Origin of the sequence: Pandoraea oxalativorans (assembly GCF_000972785.3) — a bacterium.
GTDB classification, from domain to species: domain Bacteria; phylum Pseudomonadota; class Gammaproteobacteria; order Burkholderiales; family Burkholderiaceae; genus Pandoraea; species Pandoraea oxalativorans.
Window position 1 is genome coordinate 2148098 of the sequence record NZ_CP011253.3, and the last position, 18298, is coordinate 2166395.

General features: G+C 60.7%; 17 protein-coding genes, 1 tRNA gene, 2 pseudogenes and 1 other annotated feature. Of the genes and pseudogenes, 8 read left to right on the plus strand and 12 right to left on the minus strand.

Annotated features, from left to right (window positions below):
- The first annotated feature begins 8 nt into the window (after positions 1 to 8).
- The gene (locus MB84_RS09695; RefSeq protein WP_046291630.1) at positions 9 to 1418 is read left to right on the plus strand and encodes a lactate utilization protein B; all 1410 of its coding nucleotides are present in this window, start codon (positions 9 to 11) and stop codon (positions 1416 to 1418) included.
- Between the two features lie 109 nt (positions 1419 to 1527).
- Here MB84_RS09695 and MB84_RS09700 read toward each other — a convergent pair whose 3' ends face one another.
- The 6 genes from MB84_RS09700 to MB84_RS09725 all read right to left on the minus strand — a co-directional run bounded on the left by MB84_RS09700 (position 1528) and on the right by MB84_RS09725 (position 6589).
- A complete protein-coding gene (locus MB84_RS09700) occupies positions 1528 to 2187 on the minus strand; it encodes an amino acid ABC transporter permease (RefSeq protein WP_039399031.1) in 660 nt (219 codons plus the stop codon).
- Between the two features lie 119 nt (positions 2188 to 2306).
- On the minus strand, positions 2307 to 3104 hold the full coding sequence (locus tag MB84_RS09705) for a transporter substrate-binding domain-containing protein (protein ID WP_046291631.1): 798 nt from the start codon (positions 3102 to 3104) through the stop codon (positions 2307 to 2309).
- Positions 3105 to 3155: 51 nt separating this feature from the next.
- Entirely contained in the window at positions 3156 to 4184 is a 1029-nt protein-coding gene (locus MB84_RS09710; RefSeq protein WP_046291632.1) for a quinone-dependent dihydroorotate dehydrogenase, read from the minus strand.
- 163 nt (positions 4185 to 4347) lie between these two features.
- Positions 4348 to 5136 (minus strand): arginyltransferase, encoded by a 789-nt coding sequence (locus tag MB84_RS09715; protein ID WP_046291633.1) that lies wholly within the window; start codon positions 5134 to 5136, stop codon positions 4348 to 4350.
- Positions 5133 to 5897, minus strand: coding sequence for a leucyl/phenylalanyl-tRNA--protein transferase (gene aat, locus MB84_RS09720; protein ID WP_046291634.1), 765 nt, complete (start codon positions 5895 to 5897; stop codon positions 5133 to 5135). Before aat ends, MB84_RS09715 begins: the two co-directional genes overlap by 4 nt.
- A gap of 77 nt (positions 5898 to 5974) precedes the next feature.
- The gene (locus MB84_RS09725; RefSeq protein WP_046293616.1) at positions 5975 to 6589 is read right to left on the minus strand and encodes an NUDIX hydrolase; all 615 of its coding nucleotides are present in this window, start codon (positions 6587 to 6589) and stop codon (positions 5975 to 5977) included.
- 211 nt (positions 6590 to 6800) lie between these two features.
- Here MB84_RS09725 and MB84_RS09730 point away from each other — a divergent pair.
- Together MB84_RS09730 and MB84_RS09735 are read left to right on the plus strand one after the other, a co-directional pair.
- Positions 6801 to 6877 (plus strand) — tRNA-Met (locus tag MB84_RS09730).
- A 157-nt stretch (positions 6878 to 7034) separates the two neighbouring features.
- A complete protein-coding gene (locus MB84_RS09735) occupies positions 7035 to 7490 on the plus strand; it encodes a GNAT family N-acetyltransferase (protein WP_046291635.1) in 456 nt (151 codons plus the stop codon).
- A 27-nt stretch (positions 7491 to 7517) separates the two neighbouring features.
- Here the strand turns inward: MB84_RS09735 and MB84_RS09740 are convergent, their stop codons facing one another.
- Together MB84_RS09740 and MB84_RS09745 are read right to left on the minus strand one after the other, a co-directional pair.
- Positions 7518 to 7748, minus strand: coding sequence for a tautomerase family protein (locus MB84_RS09740; protein WP_046293617.1), 231 nt, complete (start codon positions 7746 to 7748; stop codon positions 7518 to 7520).
- Between the two features lie 36 nt (positions 7749 to 7784).
- The gene (locus MB84_RS09745) at positions 7785 to 8705 is read right to left on the minus strand and encodes a DMT family transporter (protein ID WP_046291636.1); all 921 of its coding nucleotides are present in this window, start codon (positions 8703 to 8705) and stop codon (positions 7785 to 7787) included.
- Between the two features lie 97 nt (positions 8706 to 8802).
- Here MB84_RS09745 and MB84_RS09750 point away from each other — a divergent pair, with 97 nt between their 5' ends.
- Positions 8803 to 9573, plus strand: a complete 771-nt coding sequence (locus MB84_RS09750) for an AraC family transcriptional regulator (RefSeq protein WP_052653613.1) — start codon at positions 8803 to 8805, stop codon at positions 9571 to 9573.
- Between the two features lie 205 nt (positions 9574 to 9778).
- On the opposite strand, the gene MB84_RS09755 is transcribed toward MB84_RS09750, so the two are convergent.
- Positions 9779 to 10663 carry an EamA family transporter gene (locus tag MB84_RS09755; protein WP_046291637.1) on the minus strand — a complete coding sequence of 295 codons (885 nt, stop codon included), beginning with the start codon at positions 10661 to 10663 and terminating at the stop codon, positions 9779 to 9781.
- Positions 10664 to 10953: 290 nt separating this feature from the next.
- A complete protein-coding gene (locus tag MB84_RS09760; RefSeq protein WP_046291638.1) occupies positions 10954 to 11175 on the minus strand; it encodes a hypothetical protein in 222 nt (73 codons plus the stop codon).
- A 504-nt stretch (positions 11176 to 11679) separates the two neighbouring features.
- On the opposite strand from MB84_RS09760, the gene MB84_RS09765 reads away from it, so the two are divergent.
- Positions 11680 to 12945, plus strand: a complete 1266-nt coding sequence (locus MB84_RS09765; protein WP_046290953.1) for an IS256 family transposase — start codon at positions 11680 to 11682, stop codon at positions 12943 to 12945.
- Between the two features lie 866 nt (positions 12946 to 13811).
- On the opposite strand, the gene MB84_RS09770 is transcribed toward MB84_RS09765, so the two are convergent.
- Positions 13812 to 14795, minus strand: coding sequence for an IS110 family transposase (locus MB84_RS09770; protein WP_046290016.1), 984 nt, complete (start codon positions 14793 to 14795; stop codon positions 13812 to 13814).
- A 238-nt stretch (positions 14796 to 15033) separates the two neighbouring features.
- Here MB84_RS09770 and MB84_RS28895 point away from each other — a divergent pair.
- The 3 genes and pseudogenes from MB84_RS28895 to MB84_RS28900 form a co-directional block, all read left to right on the plus strand.
- Positions 15034 to 15953: pseudogene (locus MB84_RS28895) on the plus strand (IS3 family transposase); the annotation flags it as partial.
- Positions 15315 to 15431 (plus strand) — a sequence feature (AL1L pseudoknot). It overlaps the preceding pseudogene by 117 nt.
- Positions 15954 to 16242: 289 nt before the next feature.
- Positions 16243 to 17328, plus strand: a complete 1086-nt coding sequence (locus tag MB84_RS09785; RefSeq protein WP_046289963.1) for an IS110 family RNA-guided transposase — start codon at positions 16243 to 16245, stop codon at positions 17326 to 17328.
- 16 nt (positions 17329 to 17344) lie between these two features.
- A pseudogene (locus MB84_RS28900) lies at positions 17345 to 17662 on the plus strand (integrase core domain-containing protein); the annotation flags it as partial.
- A gap of 74 nt (positions 17663 to 17736) precedes the next feature.
- Here the strand turns inward: MB84_RS28900 and MB84_RS09790 are convergent.
- Positions 17737 to 18288: a site-specific integrase gene (locus tag MB84_RS09790; protein WP_245725522.1), complete on the minus strand. Its 552-nt coding sequence runs from the start codon at positions 18286 to 18288 to the stop codon at positions 17737 to 17739.
- Positions 18289 to 18298 lie beyond the last annotated feature (10 nt).

Below are 18298 nucleotides of genomic sequence, written 5' to 3' on the forward strand. Positions count from 1 at the left end.
GAGTCGCGATGCAAGTTCAATCGATGCAATTCAAGGCGCGTGCCGGGCAGAAGCTTGCCGACCAGCGTCTGCAAGCCAACCTCAAGAAGCTCTCGACCAAGTTTGTGACGGCGCGCGCGAGCGCCATGGAAGAGATCGATTTCGAAGCGACGCGTGAGGCGCTCAAGGAGCGCCGTAATCGCGGGATCGAGAATCTCGACGTCTGGCTGGAGATCTTCGAGCGCGAAGCCACGCGACGCGGCGCGACCGTCCTGTTCGCCGAATCGACGCAGGACGCAGCGCGTCTGATCGCCGAGATCGCGCGCAAGCACGACGTCAAGAAGGTGATCAAGTCGAAATCGATGGTCACCGAAGAGTTGCAACTCAACAAGGTGCTCGCCGATATGGGCGTGCAGTCGGTCGAGACCGACCTTGGCGAGTATATTCTTCAGATCAACGACAACGAGCCGCCTTCGCACATCATCGCGCCGGTCGTGCATAAGGATAAGGACGAGGTCGCCGATCTGTTCGCGCGCGTGCACCAGAAGCCGCGTCTGACCGAAATCCCGTTGATGACCCGCGAAGCGCGCGAGATGCTGCGCCCGCAGTTTCTGTCGGCGGACATGGGCGTGACGGGCGGTAACTTCCTCATCGCAGAAACCGGCTCGGTGGCCGTCGTGACCAACGAGGGCAACGAAGGCATGTGCACGATCATGCCGCGCGTGCACGTGGCTGTCACTGGCATCGAGAAGGTGCTGCCGACGCTGGAGGATCTCGCCACGGCAATGCGTCTGCTGCCGCGCTCGGCCACCGGACAGGGCACGTCGAACTACTTCTCGTTGCTCACCGGGACGCGCGCCGAGGGTGAGGTCGACGGGCCCGATCACATGTACTTCGTGATTGTCGACGGTGGGCGCTCCGGTCTGATCGGCGGCGCGTTTCAGGAGATGCTGCGCTGCATTCGCTGCGGCGCGTGCATGAACCACTGCCCAGTGTATCAGAAGATCGGCGGCCACGCGTATGGATGGGTGTATCCGGGGCCGATGGGTTCGGTGCTCACGCCGAGCTACGTCGGGCTGGAGAAGACGCTTGATCTGCCGCAGGCTGCGACCCTGTGTGGTGAGTGCAATCGCGTTTGTCCTGTGGGGATTCCGATTTCGGATCTGCTGCGCAAGCTGCGCGAGCGTCAGGTGGATCGCGGTCTGCGTCCGTGGCGCGAGCGGGCGGCGCTGGCGGCGTGGGCCTTTGCTGCGCGTCGACCGCGTCTGTACGCGACGCTGTCGGGCCTCGGTTCGTGGGCGTTAAAGCGCATGGGCCGCGATCGCGGGAGTATCTCGAAGCTGCCTTTCGGTGGCGGATGGTCGGACACGCGTGAGATGCCCGCGCCGAGCGGTAAGACTTTCCGCGCGATGTATCGCGAGCGTCGCGCGCCGCGCTGATCGCGTCGACAGCCAATGAAAAAGCTGGCCTCCCTGCGGAGCGCCAGCTTTTTTTACGTTCCGCCGAAGTCGGCGGTGTTCGGCTGTGCCCAGGTGCGTTCAGGTGCGCTCAGGTACGTGAGGGCAGGGCGAGGCGCTTTTCAATGCGACGTTGCAATGCCGAGAGTCCCGTCGACAGCACCCAGTAGATAGCAGCGCATGCGAGGTACAACGGCAACGGCTGATACGTGGACGCGATGACTTCCTGCGCCGAGCGCAGCAACTCCGTCACGGTAATCACGGAGACCAGCGACGTGTCCTTGATCAGGCTGATGAGACTGTTGCCAAGACTCGGCACGGCGATGCGCAGCGCTTGCGGCCCGATGATGTAACGCAGCGTTTGCCAGTACGACAGTCCGAGACTGTAAGCGGCGAGCCATTGTCCGCGCGGCATGCCTTCGAGCGCGCCGCGCATGCTTTCCGACAGATAGGCGCCGACGTTCAGGCTGAGCGTGAGTACGCCGGCGGCCGTCGGTTCGAGCGAGATGCCGACGCCCGGCAGACCGTAATAGATGACGAAGATCTGCACCAGCAGCGGCGTGCCGCGCATGATGCTGACGTAGGCGCGCGCAATGGCTCGGAACACGCGTACCTTGCCGATGCCCATGACCGCCACGATGATGCCGATCGCCAGACCGAACACCATCGACATCAATGCGAACTTGATGGTGAGCACGGTGCCCTGCAACAGCACTGGCAAGGATTGGGCAGCGAGTTCGAATGGATTCATGGGGGGAGTGTCTTAGGGGATGTCTTGCGACGGATAGACAACGGCCGGCATCCGCAACGTGGGCGTGATGCCGGCCGTGGTCCGACGCGATTGTCGTCTCTATCGCCGTCGTTACCGTATTACTGCGCCGGTTTGGACGTGTCCTTGCCGAACCATTTCTGCGCGATCTTGGCGAGCGAGCCGTCCTGCTTCATGCCGGTCAGCGCATCGTCGATGGCCTTGGCGAATGCCGGATTGCCCTTGCGGAACGGAATGCCGACCGCCTGATTCGTGCCCGGCAATACGGCACCGGCTTCGAGCGGGAGCTTAGCGTTCTGGAGCAGATACGCCATCATCAACTGGTCGTTGAGCGCAGCGTCGACACGGCCCGCAGCGAGGTCGGCGAGATACTCGGGGGCGCCCGGATAGGTACGCACGTCGATGCCCGGCACGGCCTTCGCCATCTTGTCGTAGTTGCTGCCGAGACTCACGCCGAGCTTATGGCCCTTGAGCGCGTCAAGCGTCTTGAATTCGCGCTTGTCGTCCTTGCGACGAATCAGTTGCGCCGCCGAGTATGTGTAAGGCTCGCTGAAGTCGAGCGACTTCTTGCGCTCGTCGGTGATGGCGACCTGATTGACGATGACGTCGAACTTGCCTGCCTGAAGACCGCCGATGATGCCGCTCCACTCGGTCGTGACGAACTGAGGCTTCACGCCGAGGCGCTGAGCCACGGCTTTGGCGACATCGACGTCGAAGCCGTCGAGCTGACCGGACTTGTCGCGATAGTTGAACGGCGGGTAGGTGCCTTCGATGCCGATCTTCAGCACGCCCGCAGACTTCACGGTGTCGAGCAGGTCAGCGGCGCGGGCGGGCGACGTGTCGATGAGGGCCGCGGCGGCCAGCGGTACGAGGCAAAGCGTCTTGAGCCAGGTTTTCATGATGTCTGGTTTTCCCTGTGTCAAATGAAGGGGACGCTGACATTCGGTCTGTCAGACCGTACGCAGCGCTTGCACGCATTCTCGCACCAGCTCGGGGCCGCGGTAAATCAGGCCACTGTACACCTGGACCAGACTGGCGCCTGCATCGAGCTTCGCCTGTGCGTCCGCGCCCGACAAAATGCCGCCGACACCGATGATCGGCAGTGCGCCGCCCAACTCGCTGGCCAGCGCGCGGATGACGCGGTTGGACGCGTCGAACACCGGACGTCCCGACAGCCCGCCCGTTTCGTTGGCGTACGGCAGGCCTGCAACGGGCTCGCGCGAGAGCGTGGTGTTCGTTGCGATCACACCGTCGAAGCCGTGACGGGTGAGCGTACCGGCGATCACCTTGATCTGCTCGTCGTCGAGATCCGGTGCGATCTTCAAGGCGATCGGCACGTACTTGCCGTGGCGGTCGGACAGCGCGCGCTGCTTGTCCTTGAGCTTGCCGAGCAGGGCGTCGAGTTCGTCGCCGCCTTGCAGTTGACGCAGGTTCTTTGTGTTCGGCGACGAGATGTTCACCGTTACATAGGTCGCATACGGATAAACCTTCTCGAGGCAGATCAGATAGTCGTCGACGGCGCGCTCGATGGGCGTATCGGCGTTCTTGCCGATGTTCAGGCCCAGCGGCCCCTTGTAGCGCGCGGACTGCACGTTTTGCAGGAATTGCTCGACGCCGCCGTTGTTGAAGCCCATGCGGTTGATGATGGCTTCGGCTTGCGGCAGGCGGAAGATGCGCGGCTTCGGATTGCCCGCCTGCGGACGTGGCGTCACCGTTCCCACTTCGACGAAACCGAAGCCGAGGGCGGCGAGACCGTCGATGCAACTGCCGTCCTTGTCGAGACCGGCCGCGAGGCCGACGGGGTTCGGGAAGCGGATACCCATAACCGTGCGCGGCGATTCGGGGAGTGTCTGGCCGATGAGACCGGCCAGGCCGAGCGAGGCGGCGCCGCGCAGCGTGGCCAGCGTCAGATGGTGGGCTTGTTCGGCGTCAAGGCAGAACAGGGCGCGACGGGCCAGAGGGTAGAGAGGCGCAAGCACGATGTCGGGTTCGGCAGAATCGGAAAGTCGCCATTTTACCGGTATCCCGGGCGCGGAGCGCGTCTTTTTCTACGCTCTGCGTACTCCTGTCTTGCGTAGTTGCGGATAGCGGATGAGCGCGATGCGCACTGACGCGAAGCGACCCGTGCGACGGGCGGACGGACTATTGACCCGATGACTGACCGGCAGCGTCGAGCATGGCCTCGGACATGTCTTGCCATTGGCCGTCGAGCAGGCCTTGCAGCGGGCGGAAATTGGCCTTGTAGACCATTTTGCGGCTTTGCTGAATCCAGTAACCGAGGTAGACGTGCGGCAGGCCGAGCGCGCGCGCCTGTTCGATCTGCCACAGGATGTTGTACGTACCATAGGATGCCCCTTCGACATCCGGATCGAAGAACGTGTAGACCGACGACAGGCCGTCGCTCAGGATGTCGACCATGCTGATCATGCGCAGCGTGCCGGCCCCCTGATGGCCCGGCGGCTCGCGAAATTCCACCAGACGCGAGTTCACGCGGCTTTGCAACAGGAACTGCTCGTACTGCTCGCGGCTATCGTGATCCATGCCGCCGCCAGCGTGGCGTCGCGACTGGTAGCGCATGTAGAGCTGGTAGTGCTCTTCGGTGTAGTGCAGTCCGGAGACGTTGACGGCAAGTGCCGCATGGCGCTTCCAGATCCGACGTTGCGTTCGGTTGGGGACGAAGCGGGCGATGGGCACGCGCACGGGAACGCAGGCGCGGCAGCCGTCGCAGTACGGGCGGTAAGTGAACACGCCGCTGCGACGAAAGCCGGAGCGCACGAGTTCGCTATAGACGTCCGAATTGATCAGGTGGCTTGGGGTGGCGACCTGCGAGCGTGCGGTGTGATTGTCGAGATAGCTGCAGGGGTACGGCGCCGTTGCGTAGAACTGAAGGGCGGACAGCGGAGAGAGCGGCAGTTCGTTCGGATGGGTCACTGCGAAACCTCGTGAGCCTTGTCTGCTGCGTTACCGTAGGCCAGTGCGCTGAGCATCTGTTTGTTCAGACGCCAGACCGGCGCGGGGGCCACGACCGCCTTTTGCACATGCGTCAGAAAGGCCTGACGGGGGATTTCACCGCCGCCAAGTGACGCCAAGTGCGCGGTACTTTGCTGGCAGTCTATCACCTCTATTGCGTGTGTGCGTGCAAACGAGACGAGCGCGGCGAGCGCGATTTTCGAGGCGTCGGTGCGTTTGGCAAACATCGACTCGCCGTAGAACATGCGCCCGAGCGCAACACCATACAGGCCGCCGACGCGCTCCCCTTCGTAGTACGTCTCTACGCTGTGTGCGAGTCCGGCGTCGTGCAGCGCGCGGTAGGCGTTGACGATGGCGGGGGTGATCCACGTGCCGTCCTGACCGCGACGCGGGGCCTGGGCGCACGCCTGCATGACGGCGGGGAAGTCGACGTCGAGGCGAATTTCCCAGGCGTCGTCGCGCAGTACGCGGCGCAGCAATTTTCGAAAGTTGTGACTGACGACGAAGTGCTCGGGCCGCAGCACCATGCGCGGATCGGGGCTCCACCAGAGTACCGGCTGGCCTTGCGAATACCACGGGAAGATGCCTTGCCGATACGCGGCAAGCAGGCGTTGCGGTGAGAGGTCGAGTCCGGCCGCGAGTAATCCCGGCGCGTCGCTCGATGCGTCGAGCGCTTCGTCTACGGAAGGGAAGGGATCGTTTGCTTCGAGCCAGACGACCATGACGACGTCAACCTTGCGGGGGTTTCGTCGACATCGCAGGCCAGGCGCAGATGTCGACGCAGCGGGCGACGGTGCGTTCAGACACGCAGCATCGGCGTGAGAATGTCCTCGGTATGCGCCGTATGCACGGGCAGCGAGGGGGCCGGCGCGCCCGGAACGGCGGCGTCTGCCGAAGCTTCGACGTGCACGCCGAAGGCACCCGCACGGCGATCCTCGAAGAAAAAGCGCAGCGTCTTGGCGACGGTCGGAAACGCGATGTCGTCCCACGGGATTTCGTCTTCCGAGAAGAGGGCGACTTCCAGGCTCTCTTCACCGGCGGAAAACTGCGGCTCGCGCATCTGGGCCAGATAGAAGATATGCACCTGATCGACGTGCGGCACATTGAGCAGCGAGAACAGCGCACCGACTTCGACGATGGCACCGGCTTCTTCCAGTGTCTCGCGTGCGGCGGCTTGCGACGTCGTCTCGCCGATTTCCATAAATCCGGCGGGAAGCGTCCAGTATCCGAGTCGCGGCTCGATGGCGCGCTTGCACAGCAACACCTGATCGCCCCACACAGGCACCGTGCCGAGCACGTTGCGCGGGTTCTGATAGTGGATGGTGCCGCAATGGGTACACACGTGCCGCTCGCGGTTGTCACCGGGCGGAATGCGCAACTCGACCGTATGGCCGCAGGCGGAACAGAATTGGATGGGAGGACGTCGGTTCATGGTTGCTGCGAGTGTATCACCGGCGACGCGCGCTGTGCGGCGACGCGCACCGGCTGCCGGGATAACCCCGGTGTTGACGATATACAGCGGTTTGCAATGACGCTCGCGGGAGGTGCGAACGCACCGCAGGAAAAATATTCGTCGCGTCATGTTGCACTGCGATGGCAATTGTCATATAATCTAATTCTTCAGACGCGGGGTGGAGCAGTCTGGCAGCTCGTCGGGCTCATAACCCGAAGGTCACAGGTTCAAATCCTGTCCCCGCAACCAAATTCGAAAGCCTGATTTCCAAAAGAAATCAGGCTTTTTGCGTTCCGGCTTCCGCTTTGCGCGATGCCCACGATGGGGCACGCGAATGCGCCAGGGATCGTTGGCAAAGCGGCGCAACTCGAACGCTCACGCTAACGAAATCCAACCACGGGTCCCTATGTCTGGCATCTTCACTCCCGGCGAGAACGAATTCGACGCCATCACCGAGCTTTGGGAAGCGTCGGTGCGCGCGACGCACGATTTCCTTAGCGATGACGATATCGCGTGGCTACGTCCGCGCATTCGCAACGAATATCTCGGCGCAGTGACATTGCGGGTGTTCCGCGACGACGCTGGCGTCATTCGAGGATTTCTCGGCGTGTCGCCGGGCAACGTGGAAATGTTGTTCGTCGCGCCGCAAGCGCGTCGGCAGGGGATTGGCGCTGCACTCCTCGCGTACGCCGTTCGCGAGCTGGATTGCACCGGTGTCGACGTCAACGAGCAGAATCCGCAAGCGCTGGCGTTTTACCAGCGTGAGGGATTCGAGGTGACGGGGCGCTCTGCGCTCGATGCTCAGGGACGTCCGTTCCCGCTACTGCACATGCGGCTCGCGACGGCGAAGCCGGGGCAGTAACGCCGTGAGTGACCGCGGCAAACGACGTTACCGCGGGCAGTAGCCCGGTTTCTTATAGAGGTAACCCTTCTTTTCCTCGATTTCGGGCCGATAGACGGCTTCATACCAAATGTCTGGCGGGACGTCCTGAACGGCAATGGAAACCGCGTTGGCGTCGACGTCGAGGACAATCTGTAACGTCTCGACAATGCGATCTGCCAGCGTTTGCTTCTGGTGTTCGCTACGGCCTTCGGACAACTTCACGATTACGTGCTGCATCGCTTTCTCCTGTCGCATGTGTTTTTGGGGAACGACTTATCTCTCGACCGCGATTGCGGTTGTGTCCGGTGCGCCATCGTGCGGCATACGTCGCTGCCGGGTCTGACTTAGCGCCACGCCGAAGATCGTCAGTCCGCCTCCCAGCAGGTGATAGGCGTGGAGCGTCTCGTGCAAGGCGAGCGCTGCGCCGATGGCGGTAAAGACGGGGATGAGGTTCATGAAGATGCTGGCGCGATTGGCGCCTAGATGGCCGACTGTAAGCATCCAGGCGTATGGCGCGATGATCGAGCCCGGGATGGCCGCATAAAGCACCATCGCAACGTTCGGCGCGGAGTATGTCATCGCGGGTTCGAGCAGAAACCCCGGCATCAGAAAGACCAATGCGAACGCCATCTGGACGTAAAGCGATGTGAAGGTCGGCAGCAAATTCGCCCAACGTTTCAGAAGAATGCCGTACCCGGCGATGGACAGTGCCGCAACGAGCATCAGAAGGTCGCCATGTCCCACGCCTTGCGAGAGCAGGATGCGCGGGTCGCCCTTGCCGATGACGAGAAGAATGCCTGCGAACGAGATGGCTACTCCGAGCATCGCGCGCCGCGACGGCACGTCGCGAAAGAGGGTCGCGCCCAGCAATAGGGTCAGCATCGGCACCAGCGACAACAAGATCCCGATGTTCGTGGCCGAGGTAAAGCCTGCGGCGTAGTACGCGATGCCCTGGCATGCCGCCATGCCGAGCAATCCCATGAGCGCGAGTTTCGGGAGATGGGTGCGAATCGTCGAGCGATGTCGCCAGACGTGCGTCGCGACAAAGGGTGTCAGCGCGACGAACGCCACGAACCACCGATCGAACGCAATCACCCCCGGCGGAATGGCGCCGGCGGCGAGCTTCACGACGATGGCATTGCCTGCCCAGATGCACACGGCGAGCAGACACAAAAAGAGATATCCGGGGTTCATCGAAACGCCTCGAAAGCAGAGTGAGGCTAGAATAGCGAATATCGTTTAATCGTTATATAACGACTTTCAGACAATTATGAAGCGAACCGGACAGACGATGCCTGAGCGAGCGGCTGGCGCTTTGGTGGCCCCGGCCCCCATCTCATTTCGAACTGCGACGTTCGAGGGCGGCGAGGTCTTCGAGGCGCGACGTCAACCGTGGGCAAAGGTCGGCTTTGCCTTGACCGGGGTGATGGAGGTGAGTGTCGAGGGGAAACGTTTTCTATCGCCGCCTCACTATGCAACGTGGATACCTGCAGACGCATCGCATCGGTGTCATAACCGGGACAGCGTCAAATTCGTCACGATCTATATCGATCGCGAGTGGTGTCGGGAAATGCCGGACGCTGCGTGCACGCTGGTATTGAGCCCGCTGATACGCGCGATTTTCTCGGACTTTCTGTCCCGTGACGTCATGACCCCGCAGGGTGACGACGACCTGCGTCTTGCGCATGTGCTCATGGACCAACTGCGAAAGGCGCCGCGGCGCGATAGCTATTTGCCTGTCTCGGACGATCCGCTGGTGAAGTCGATCACCGACGCGCTTCAATTGAACCCGAGCGATCGGCGTTCTTTGGCTGACTGGGCGGAGAGTTTCGGCGCGACGGAGCGAACCGTCTCTCGCCGCTTTCAGTCGTGTCTGGGAATTTCGTTCAATGAGTGGCGACAGCGTCTGAGGCTGGTCGTCGCGCTGTCGCAGATCGAAGCGGGCAAGCCTGTGCAACGCATTGCCGACGACCTGGGCTACAGCACGCCATCCGCGTTCATTGCGATGTTCCGGCGTCAGACGGGGACGAGCCCGTCATTCATTGGTACCGAAGGTGGGTGAGCGCTGCGTAGGCGCGATTGTGCCGTGATGCGAGGCAGGGAGGGGCGTAAGGGGTGGCGCGGGAAGCAGTCTCAGGTGGCGGTGTGGCCGCCACGAGCAAGCGACGAAGCGGCGGCAAGAGGGGGCGTGAGAAGGCGGTGAGGACGCGGCGAGCAAGCGGCCACGCAGCGGCCGCTTGCGCCGCCGCCGTCGTCGTCATACGGGCTCAGCGAGCGGAAGGCAACAGACGTTGTTTGATGCGTGCGCCGAAGACGTTGACGGCGAGGCCAGCCATGACGAGTACCGCGCCCGCAATCTGTGGGACGGTGAGTTGTTCGTCGAGCAGCAATGCCGCCGACGCCAGCCCGATGATCGGCACGAGCAACGAGAACGGTGCAACCTGACTGGCGGGGTAGCGGGTCATCAGGCGGCCCCACAACGTGTAGCCCACGAGTGTGGCGATGAAGGAGAGATAGGCGATGGCGAAGATCGACGATCCCGAGATGTGGATCAATGAATTCGAAATCTGCTCGGGGCCTTCGAACCAGTAGGACAGCAGTGCAAACGGGATCGGTGGAATCAGGCTTGCCCAGACGACGAGTCCGACCAGATCGACGTTGCCGATCCTTTTCGTGATGACGTTGCCGGTCGCCCAGCTAAGCGACGCGCACAGGGTGAGTACGAAACCGACGAGTGTCATGGCGCCACCCCCTTGCATGCCGATGACCGCGAGGCCGACGGCTGCGATCAGCAGGCCGACGACGTTTTGCGCGCGGAAGCGCTCTCCCAGACAAATGACGGCAAGCCCCAGGGTGAAGAAGGCTTGAGCTTGCAACACGAGCGACGCCAGCCCTGCCGGCATGCCGACGTACATCGCTGTAAACAGCAGCGCGAACTGGCCAAACGAAATGGTGGCGCCGTATGCGATGAGCCATTTCAGCGGCACTTGCGGGCGCTTGATAAAGAAGATGGCGGGGAATGCGGCGAGCAGAAATCGGAGGGCGCCCAACAGCATGGGCGGCACGCCATGCAGGCCGACTTTGATGACAACGAAGTTCACGCCCCAGGCGAGTACGACGATCAGAGCCTGCAAGAGATCCTTCGGTGCCATGGTGGCGTCTCCAGTTGCCGAATAGTTAATTTGTTATCGACGGAAGGCGAAAGTGTACTCCCGGTGCGTCGACGTGTCGTGCGAAAAAACCTGTCGGAAGGCTAGCAGGTCGGACGGTGGGCGTGCTTCCCTCGGTGCCTGTGGTCCCGGCGGCCGATGATGTGCATGGCGAAAGGCTTGGCATGAAATTGAAACGGCTCGCGCGCTTGAGGGCTGCGCGATGCAGTAAGGGCGGCCGAAATATGTGGGGGGCCATGCCGTTGGCAGAGTCAGGTGAACTGCTGGGAAGACTATGCGTCGAGGCAGTCAGCTTTCAACTTGTGGCACTCACAGACGAGTTCTACAGTCATTTCGCCAAGCTCTTCGAAGATCGCGACGAGGAACCGATGAGGTATTTCGTTGCCGGTGTCCGTGGTCGTACAGGTCGTGAGCGCGAGGATGCGTTCGGAGAGTGTGTTGAGTTTGTCGACGGACGCGTGGACCAAGGAAGCTGCGGGAAGATGAAGCGTCATGCTGGGCACCTCTAACTAGCCAATCTGAGATTCCCGCCACCCGCTGCATTGCGCAGGGGTGGGCGGGCACTGGACTAGGTTAGCGAACCGCTGATGTACCAGGCTAAAGCGGCACACCCGAAGGTGTCCCAATCCAGGCCCACCCATAGATTGGATGTGCGTGGCAAATCGCACACGAAAGCCGCAATGTTCTGCGGCTGTGTGCCCTGGTATTCATCATTCGGGTCGCTAAACCCGGTCGCGTTTGGAGCGCGACGGGAACAAGATTATCGAGCCGACGTTATGGGCACCACGCGTTCGGAGTCGCATTCTAGGTCACTCGTTGAGATTCAGATCATTCCGATGCCTCAATAGGGATTCTCCTTGGTCGACGGACCAGAGCTATTGTCGAATCTGGTGTACGGGGTGCTTTGGGAAATATGAGAAGGCGGTGGCGGTTTAGCTGAGAATGTTGCTTGTCGAAGGCACACCGAGCAAAGCCGGCGCGAGCCGGCCCCGACCACCATGAAGAAGATTATGAAAGAAACGAACGGCAGAAAAGCACAAACGAAGAGCGCGCTCGATGAACTGATCCAGCAAGGCGCGCGGCAGATCATCGAGCAGGCAGTCGAAGCGGAACTGGCGAGCATGCTTGAACAGTACAGCAACGTGAGGTCGATCGACGGTCGGCGTGCCGTGGTGCGCAACGGCTACCTACCAGAGCGCGAAGTCGTCACGGCCATCGGTCCGGTGCCGGTTCGGGTACCGAAGGTGCGTGATCGCTCGGGTTCGGGCATCCGCTTCAATTCGGCGGTCGTGCCGCCGTACGTTCGCAAATCCGCACGCGTGTCGGCCGCACTACCGTGGCTGTACCTGCGAGGCATCTCGACGGGCGACATGAGCGAAGCCATGGGCATCATGCTGGGCGGCCAGGTCAGCGGCCTGTCGCCAAATGTGGTGAGTCGTCTGAAGGCGCAATGGGCCGATGAGCATGCTCAGTGGAATCAGCGTGAGTTGTCGTTGGCGCGCTGGGTGTACTGGTGGGCTGACGGCATTCACACCGGCGTGCGCAGCGACGATTCCGACGGCCAGTGCCTGTTGGTGATCATTGGTGTCAAACCGGACGGAACGAAAGAGCGTGTGGCGATCAGTGACGGGTATCGGGAATCGAAGGCGTCGTGGGCCGAACTGCTGCTCGATCTGAAAAAGCGCGGTCTGCAGTCAGGGCCGCTGCTGGCTTGCGGAGATGGTGCGATGGGATTCTGGGCAGCGATGGAAGAAGTGTTCCCGCAGACCAAGCATCAGCGCTGCTGGTTCCACAAGATGGGCAACGTGCTCAACGCGCTGCCGAAATCGCAGCAGGCCCGCGCCAAAAAGGCGATGCAGGACATTTGGATGGCCGCCACGCGTGCCGAAGCGCTGGTTGCCTTCAATCACTTCGTTGATACCCACTCGGCAAAGTATCCGAAGGTGGTCGAAAAGCTGACGCAAGATCGCGACGAGCTGCTGGCATTTTACGATTTCCCGGCCGAACACTGGCAGCATCTGCGCACGACGAATCCGATTGAATCGACCTTCGCGACGGTGCGTCACCGCACCAAGCGCACGCGTAACTGCGTCTCGCGCGCGACGTTCCTCGGCCTGGCATTCAAGCTGATCGAGTCGGCCGAAGACTCGTGGCGGCGCATCCGCGCCCCCGAAAAGATCGCGACGATGCTTGACGGGATGACGTTCAAGGATGGAGAGCCGGTGACCGACAGCACACCGGCTCAGCAGCCCCTGGCCGCCTAATCTTGCTCACGCCCCGTACACCAGATTTGACTTTAACTCGGTCGACGGGGTGCGTTGTCGCAATGCGCGCAGAAACGGAAACGGAGCCAAAAGGCTCCGCTGACTTGTGCGCACAGGCGACTTTATCCGTACCGTTTGACCAGCAGCCCGCTAGCGACGAGTCCCGCGATCGTGGCAATCACCGTAGTGGTTACGCTGGGTGTCATAGTCGCTACCGCGAGGCTTACTGAAACTGTTCCGGCGAGAGCGGAGGCCACTTTTATCAACCCGCTAGAAGCCTGTGGGCGACGTTGATGCGGAGTGCTGCGATGTTTGAAGCGAGTCTTAGGAATGGTGCGCGCTTTCGCTGAGCTAGCTGCAAGTTTCTTCCGCGCTGGTGTCGCGTACATGGTTCGCTCCATTCGTATCTTCGAGTTCTTACGGCGGTCCGCATGCTATCAGTCGATGCGGAGTAATGCTGCCCGCGATGCATGGGGCGGGCATGCGACGGCGGGCACTTCGAGCAGTGTGTGCTGTGGGAATCGCTTTCGTACCGGGATGTCGCCGCATGCGTAACTCCCGTCCGGCGCGCAGGTGAGCGGCAGCCAATTCTCGGAAATTTGAGAGCGAGCCTAAGCAAACCAGTGCCGCCGCGTCGTATCCGAGCGGGAACAAGAAACTCTTAAAACTCCAAAGTTGAGCAATTTCGTACCTGGTCGGGAACGAAATCGTGATATGAGTGCGATTTTTCTGATTTCGTTTCCGAGCGGTAACGAAATATGCTCCAGAGGGATCTCGTTGCTATATCGTATCCGTTCGGGAGCGAAATCTTAGATAAGTTGGCTGTCTGAACCGCCCCGGATTTTGTGGAGATACCGTCTTGCCCGTCAAGCGATTGCGACGTAGTTCGCCCGATAAGGCTGTCGTGTCTTCAGAACGCCGAAACACAGATGCACAAGCTTACGCATTGCAGCGCCGAGTATAGACATGGTGGATTTGCCACGCGCTGCCAAGCGTTCACACAATGCCTTGATGTGGGGGTTATAGCGTTTAGCGACGACGGCCGCCATGTAGAGAGTTGCCCGTACCTTGGGCGGCCCGGCCTTCGATAAACGTGAAGGGCCCTGGATCGACGATCCCGACTGCCTCTGCACCGGCACCAGGCCGAGATACGCCGCAAGTTGTTCTGCAGAATCGAAGTGGCGCGCGTGCATGATGGCAAGCAGCGTGCGGCCTACCTGAGGGCCAACTGCCGGGATACTTTGCAGCAGCATCAAGTTTGCTTTAAGGCCCGGATGGGCAGCAATGTGATCATCGATCTCGCGTTGCAGGCTGGCTAAATGGCGCTCCAAAAACTCGATCGTCTCGAGAATCGAATGCAGGACTAGCGCCGTTGGAGCCGTGATTTCCGCTTTCTCATGCCGGTTGCGCTCACGCTGAAGATCTTGTGCAAGCGCTTCACGGCGCGCCATCAGTGCTTGAAGTATGCGAGCCTCGGGCGCTGGAGGACTCCAGCGCATTGGCTGTGCGTGCATCGCAAAGCGCGCTAACACGTGGCTGTCTACCATGTCGTTCTTCGTGCGCACGCCCATTCCCGTCGCAAAAGCACGCACCTGCGCAGGATTAACGACAGACACGGAGAGCCCGGCATCGTGCAGGCCACACGCGGCCATCTCGTGATAGACGCCGGTACCTTCGAGCGCGACATGTACGTGGCTCGGCTCGGTGTGTCTCTTGCCCAACCAGCCCAACAGATCGGTTAGGCCGGCGCGGCTATTGGCAACAACCTTCGTACTACGCTTGCCGTTTGTCATGTCCAGCAGGCAGCAATCCAGCTTGGCTTTGGCAACATCAATACCGAGGTAGAACATCAATTTGATCCTTAATCGAGGAATCAATACCAACTCACCCACTTGCCTTGTACATACAGGGTCCACGCCCTTGGCTACCGTTCAGTGTCTGTGCTGGTGAGGGCGAGGCGAAGGGCATTATCTCCACAGCAAGGTCCAAGCCTTCAGGCTCCAAACATGCTCACTTCACCTCATGTGACGGTAGCTAACCATCACGAAGACGAAGATACAAGGCTCCAACTCTTGAGAGAATGGAGCCATGAACAAGAGATCGAGCAAGTTTTCCCCGGAAGTCCGGGAGCGCGCAGTGCGCCTGGTGCGCGAGCAGCGTAGCGAGCATCCGTCGCTGTGGGCGGCGGTCGAGTCGATTGCGCCGATGATCGGCTGCACGCCGCAAACGCTGAACGATTGGGTCAAGCGCGACGAGATCGATAACGGCGAACGTGCCGGCCTGAGCGCGAGCGAGCGTGATCGCCTGAAGGCGCTGGAGCGCGAGAACAAGGAATTGCGCAAGACCAACGAGATTCTCAAACTGGCCAGCGCGTTTTTCGCCCAGGCGGAGCTCGACCGCCGTATCAAGTCCTGAAAGCCTTCATCGATCAGCATCGCGACACCTTCGGGGTCGAGTCGATCTGCAAGGTTTTGCGGATTGCCCCGTCGGGTTACTGGCGCCATGCTGCCCAGCTTCGCGATCCATCCAAGCGCTGCGCCCGAGTCAAGCGTGACGACGTGCTGTGCCCGGAAATCCAGCGTGTCTGGCACGCCAACATGCGGGTCTACGGCGCAGACAAGGTCTGGAGGCAGATGAACCGGGAGCAAATTCGGGTGGCCCGCTGCACGGTCGAGCGACTGATGCAGCGGCTGGGATTGCAAGGCGCGGTGCGCGGCAAACGGGTTCGCACAACGATTCCCGATGTCTCGGCACCTCGCCCGCTGGACCGGGTCAATCGCCAATTCAAAGCCGACCGGCCGAATCAGCTCTGGGTTTCCGATTTCACCTACGTTTCGACGTGGCAGGGCTGGCTGTACGTGGCGTTCGTCATCGACGTGTTTGCACGACGCATCGTTGGCTGGCGGGTGAGTCGTACCATGCGCACCGACTTCGTACTCGATGCGCTTGAACAAGCGCTGTATGCCCGCCAACCGGGCGACGACGGGACGCTGATCCATCACTCCGACAGTAAGAATACGGGTATCAGATGTTTCCGGGCTTCTCGCGGCTTTCAATGAGGGCTGTCCGGCGACTTTTGGTGCCGTAAAGCGTTCCGGGCGACCTGACCCACATTCCGATCGACGTAGTGTCTTTCCCCTGACCTGTCGATCGTCCGGAACCGCCGAGCGGCGAGGTTTCGCCTCGTCGATACGTGTGACTCAAGAAGGGCCTGACGCTCTGTCGCTTTACTGTCTTGTCCAGGTACTCGATGCCGGTGAAATCGCCTCAATCTCATCGGCAACCGGAGCAAGGCTCATGAAAGAAGAACCGGCTATTTCTGGATATCGCAACGTTGTGGGCGGCGTGGATACCCATAAGGACGTGCATGTTGCAGCTGTCGTTGACGAACACGATCGTCTGCTCGGCAGTGAATGCTTCCCTACCACGCGGCATGGCTACAAACAGATGCTGCTCTGGATGCGCTCATTCGGAGAGCTTGCCCGGGTTGGCGTCGAATGCACCGGCTCCTACGGAGCGGGCTTGCTTCGCTACCTTCAACTGGCCCACGTAACGGTGCTTGAGGTCACGGCACCCGACAGGAGCGACCGGCGCAAACGCGGCAAGGACGACACGCTGGACGCTTGCAACGCGGCGCATGCTGCCTTTGCTGGTGTGCGTACAGTCACGCCCAAGACACGCGACGGCATGATTGAATCGCTGCGCGTTCTGAAAGTCTGCCGGAAGACCGCCATCTCCGCGAGGCGCGTTGCATTGCAACTAATTCACAGTACCATCATCAGCGCGCCTGACGAGTTACGCGAATCGCTGCGCAAGATGACACGGATGCAGCTTATTCGAACATTGGCCGCGTGGCGTCCCGATCTGTCTGACTATCGGAGCCTGATCTCTGCCAACCGGATTGCATTAAAATCACTGGGGCGTCGGTATCTCGAGTTGCACGACGAGATCGCCGACCTCGATGTCATGATCGCGGCTCTGGTCGATGAACTCGCCCCCGATCTGGTCTCCCGGTATTCAATTGGCTATGAGTCCGCTTCGCAACTGCTACTGACCGCTGGCGACAACAGCGACCGGCTTCAGTCAGAGGCCAGCTTCGCCGCCCTCTGTGGAGTGAGTCCCGTCCCGGCGTCTTCTGGCAAGGTGACACGACATCGACTGAATCGCGGTGGAGATCGCGCGGCCAACAGCGCCCTGCACATTATCGCCATCGGTCGATTGCGAACCGACGATCGCACAAAAGCCTATGTCGCCAAACGCGTCAGCGAGGGCCACTCAAAGCTTGAAGCGATTCGATGCCTCAAGCGCTATATCGCACGAGAGGTCTTCTACGCCATCCGGCAACGTTACCGCCAGATCGCGCAGACCCAATTTACCTCTTGACCTTTAGAAGGGCGTCAGGGGATCGCAATATGTTTCCATTCGGTACACCGAGCGACTTGCCCAAGCGGGCATTGAGCCATCGGTCGGCAGCCGCGGCGACAGCTATGACAACGCCCTGGCGGAAACGATCAACGGTCTATACAAAACGGAACTGATTCACCGGCGAGCGCCTTGGAAAACGAAGGAATCCGTCGAGCTCGCCACCCTGGAATGGGTAGCCTGGTACAACCATCATCGGCTGATGGAACCGCTGGGCTATATCCCGCCAGCCGAGGCTGAGGCAAACTACTACAGGCAACTCAGAAATACTGCTGAAGCGCCTGCGTTAACTTAAACCAACCGGCCTCCTCGAAAGCCGGGGCGATTCACTGATTATGGATTGCGAGAACTTTGATGATGCATATCGATTCACGGAGTTACCGGACCTAGCCTCGTATGCCACGGCCAGTCAGCGAATCGATTGCCGGTCTCGCGGATATGCGTATACCTCTTTAGGCTTGTCCAACTTCGGTGGCCGGTTACGGCTGCCACGCGAGGTATGGACAGGCCTTGCTCGAAGAGCCAACTGGTGCCTTCGTGGCGCAGGTCGTGAAATCTTAAATCCTGAATTTGTAGAAACTGGCATGCCCGTGTGAACGCTGCGCCTACCGCATCGGTGGTGTGGGGGAAGATTCGGTCTTCGCCTTCGCCTTCGCCTTCGCGTCGCGGTATCACCGACAGAATGCGTATCGCTTCCGACGGAAGGTCGCACCAGATGTCGTTGCCGATCTTTTGTCCAGGGTGTTTCATGTCCCGTACCAATATCCGTGAGCCGTCCCTGTCCAAGTTCGACCACTTGATCGTCACGATCTCTTCTTGGCGTCGGGTCGAGAAGATCGCGAAGGGCACTATGTATTGCATTGGCACGCTATTTGGATAACGATTGCGGATGCCCGCGAAATGTTCGAGAGTTAAAGTCAAATCTGGTGTA

Excerpts from the sequence above, each read along its gene's own strand:
- MB84_RS09695 (WP_046291630.1), top strand. The coding sequence starts at position 9 with ATGCAAGTTCAATCGATGCAATTCAAGGCGCGTGCCGGGCAGAAGCTT.
- MB84_RS09700 (WP_039399031.1), bottom strand. The coding sequence starts at position 2,187 with ATGAATCCATTCGAACTCGCTGCCCAATCCTTGCCAGTGCTGTTGCAG.
- MB84_RS09705 (WP_046291631.1), bottom strand. The coding sequence starts at position 3,104 with ATGAAAACCTGGCTCAAGACGCTTTGCCTCGTACCGCTGGCCGCCGCG.
- aat (WP_046291634.1), bottom strand. The coding sequence starts at position 5,897 with ATGGTCGTCTGGCTCGAAGCAAACGATCCCTTCCCTTCCGTAGACGAA.
- MB84_RS09735 (WP_046291635.1), top strand. The coding sequence starts at position 7,035 with ATGTCTGGCATCTTCACTCCCGGCGAGAACGAATTCGACGCCATCACC.
- MB84_RS09740 (WP_046293617.1), bottom strand. The coding sequence starts at position 7,748 with ATGCAGCACGTAATCGTGAAGTTGTCCGAAGGCCGTAGCGAACACCAG.
- MB84_RS09745 (WP_046291636.1), bottom strand. The coding sequence starts at position 8,705 with ATGAACCCCGGATATCTCTTTTTGTGTCTGCTCGCCGTGTGCATCTGG.
- MB84_RS09750 (WP_052653613.1), top strand. The coding sequence starts at position 8,803 with ATGCCTGAGCGAGCGGCTGGCGCTTTGGTGGCCCCGGCCCCCATCTCA.
- MB84_RS09755 (WP_046291637.1), bottom strand. The coding sequence starts at position 10,663 with ATGGCACCGAAGGATCTCTTGCAGGCTCTGATCGTCGTACTCGCCTGG.
- MB84_RS09760 (WP_046291638.1), bottom strand. The coding sequence starts at position 11,175 with ATGACGCTTCATCTTCCCGCAGCTTCCTTGGTCCACGCGTCCGTCGAC.
- MB84_RS09765 (WP_046290953.1), top strand. The coding sequence starts at position 11,680 with ATGAAGAAGATTATGAAAGAAACGAACGGCAGAAAAGCACAAACGAAG.
- MB84_RS09770 (WP_046290016.1), bottom strand. The coding sequence starts at position 14,795 with ATGTTCTACCTCGGTATTGATGTTGCCAAAGCCAAGCTGGATTGCTGC.
- MB84_RS09785 (WP_046289963.1), top strand. The coding sequence starts at position 16,243 with ATGAAAGAAGAACCGGCTATTTCTGGATATCGCAACGTTGTGGGCGGC.